This window comes from Streptomyces niphimycinicus (genome assembly GCF_018883605.1).
Taxonomy (GTDB): Bacteria; Actinomycetota; Actinomycetes; order Streptomycetales; family Streptomycetaceae; genus Streptomyces; species Streptomyces niphimycinicus.
This window is the reverse complement of sequence record NZ_JAHLEM010001161.1, coordinates 1-2,605: the sequence shown is the minus strand read 5'-3', so window position 1 is coordinate 2,605 and position 2,605 is coordinate 1. Positions and strand designations below refer to the sequence as shown.

The 2,605-nt window shown below is 74.8% G+C and carries 2 protein-coding genes and 1 pseudogene; 2 read left to right on the top strand and 1 reads right to left on the bottom strand.

Annotated elements, in window-relative coordinates; genetic code table 11:
- Positions 1-221: 221 nt before the first annotated feature.
- Positions 222-1,451 (top strand): sensor histidine kinase, encoded by a 1,230-nt coding sequence (locus KN815_RS48485; RefSeq protein WP_216348123.1) that lies wholly within the window; start codon positions 222-224, stop codon positions 1,449-1,451.
- Positions 1,452-1,492: 41 nt separating this feature from the next.
- Positions 1,493-2,158 (top strand): response regulator transcription factor, encoded by a 666-nt coding sequence (locus tag KN815_RS48480; protein WP_216348124.1) that lies wholly within the window; start codon positions 1,493-1,495, stop codon positions 2,156-2,158.
- A 69-nt stretch (positions 2,159-2,227) separates the two neighbouring features.
- Here KN815_RS48480 and KN815_RS48475 read toward each other — a convergent pair.
- A pseudogene (locus tag KN815_RS48475) lies at positions 2,228-2,605 on the bottom strand (DUF2797 domain-containing protein); the annotation flags it as partial.

The following is a 2,605-nucleotide window of genomic DNA, read 5'->3' as shown; positions in this document are numbered from 1 at the left end:
GGCGGCGGCGTCGCGTCTTCGTCGGTAGTGCGGTGCGCGGCGGTCCCGAGCCTTCGCCGGTGATGCGTCGCGCGGCGGCCCCGCGGCCTCGCCGGTGACGCGTAAGACCGGGCGCATCCCGGCGGTCCGGGCTCGGCCGGTGCGGCGTACTCCGGCGGGAGTACGCGCGGGCACCGCGCAAGGGGGACGCCGGGCCCGCCCGGCCGGTTTAGCGTTGCCGTATGCACGGATTCACGGGGGAGCCCGGCCCCTGGCACCGGCCGGGCGGACGCCGGCGCGAGATGCCCTTCGGCCCACCGCGCTCGACCGTACCCTGGCCCTCCTCGCTCGCCATCGCCGTCGTCCAGCTCATGGGCACCGGGTTCGCCGCGCATGACCAGCCCGCCCGGGTGGGCCTCGGGCCCGGGGCCGGTGCGCTGCTGCTCGCCGGGCCCGCGCTGCTGCTCCTGCGCCATCGCCACCCCGGGACCGTCGTGGTCGGCACGGCGGCGGTGACGGTGGTCTACATCGCCGCCGGATATCCGTACGGGCCCGTCTTCCTCAGCGTCGTCGTCGCCTGTGTGGCGGCCGTCGCCGCCGGGCGGCGGATCGCCGCGTGGAGCGCGCTCGGGCTGCTGTGGGGCAGCCATCTGCTCATCGGCCACTGGCTCTACCGCTGGCTGCCGCCGGACGGTGACGGGCCCGTCGGATGGGAGCAGGAGCTGGGGATCACCGCCTGGGCGATGGCGATCGTCGCCGCGTCCGAGCTCGTTCGCGTACGGCGTGAACGGTGGGTGCGCGAACGGGCCGAACGGGAGGCGGCGGCGCGGCGCCGGGCGGATGAGGAGCGGCTGCGGATCGCCCGCGAACTGCATGACGTCCTCGCCCACAGCATCTCGGTCATCAACGTCCAGGCGGGCGTCGGCCTCGCCCTCCTCGACCAGGACCCCGAACAGGCCCGCACCGCGCTGACCACCATCAAGGCGGCCAGCAAGGAGGCGCTGGGCGAAGTCCGCCAGGTCCTCGACACGCTGCGGACCTCCGGCGCGTCCGGCGCCGCGCCGCGCTCGCCCGCGCCCGGCCTGGACCGCCTGGAGGAGCTGACCGGGCAGGCGGCGGACGCGGGGCTGGCGGTGCGGGTGGAGGTGGAGGGCGAACGGACCGGCCTGCCGCCCGGCGCCGACCTCGCGGCGTTCCGTATCGTGCAGGAGGCCCTGACCAATATCGTCCGCCACTCCAGCTCCCGGAACGCCCACGTCCTGTTGCGCTACGCCCCCGGTGAGTTGGAGCTGCGGGTGGACGACGACGGTCCGGCGGCCGGAGGTGAGGTGACGGGCGGTGGCAACGGCCTGGTCGGCATGCGCGAGCGGGCCGCCGCGCTCGGCGGCACGGTGGCGGCGGGCCGCCGCCCGGACGGCGGCTTCCGCGTCCGGGTCCGGATCCCGTTCAGGGGCGGGAGTCAGACACCATGAATGAGCCAGACACCATGAATGAGGGGGACAGGGAAGACGCCGTGATCCGTGTCGCGCTCGCCGACGACCAGATCCTCGTCCGCGCGGGCTTCCGCGCCCTGCTGGCCGCGCAGCCGGATATCGAGGTGGTCGGCGAGTCGGCCGACGGGGAGCAGGCGCTGGCGCTCGTGCGGGAGCGGCACCCCGATGTCGTCCTCATGGACATCCGCATGCCGGTGCTCGACGGCCTCGCCGCGACCCGCCGGATCACCGAGGACCCGGCCCTCGGCGAGGTGAAGGTGGTCATGCTGACCACCTTCGAACTCGATGAGTACGTCTTCGAGGCGATCCGCTCCGGCGCCTCCGGCTTCCTGGTCAAGGACACCGAACCGGAGGAACTGCTGCGGGCGGTGCGCACGGTCGTCGGCGGCGACGCGCTGCTTTCGCCCGGGGTGACCCGCCGCCTCATCGCCGAGTTCGCGGCCCGTTCCAGGGAACCCGCGCCCGCGGCGGCGCTGGCGGAGTTGACCGAGCGGGAACGGGAGGTGATGGCCCTGGTCGGCATGGGGCTGTCGAACCAGGAGATCGCCCGGCGGCTCGTGGTCAGCCCGCTCACCGCCAAGACCCATGTGAGCCGCACGATGGTCAAACTGGGCGTCCGGGACCGTGCCCAACTCGTTGTGCTCGCCTATGAGTCGGGTCTGGTCCGGCCCGGCTGGCTGGGCTGAGGAAGGCCCGGCACCCGGGGAGCGGTGGCGAGGGTGCCAGGTGTTCAGGGTGTTCTCCGAGTCCTTCGTTCAAAACAGCCCCTCCGGGGCCTCCGCTTCCCGCTCCCGCACCGCCACCGGCGCCGTCGTCGGGGCGTCCGCCGCGGCCGCCGTCAGTGGCCAGCCCGCCAGTTGGCGGGTGTCCAGCAGCAGGATCCGGCCGTCCGTCGCGGTCAGGTGGATGTCCGGGCCCGCCACGGCGTCGATCCGACCGGCCACCGTGGTCTCGGGGACGAGCCCGATCAGCCCCAGCGCGGGGCGCACCCGGTCCAGATGGAACGCCGCGTCATGGTGCACCGGCTCGAACGGCGCGAGGGCGAGCGACTCCGGCAGACCGGCCAGGCCGCGGGCCCGCTGGTGGAGCGCGGCGAGGTCGGCGGCCCGCCGCTCCGGGGGCGGCGCGGCCTC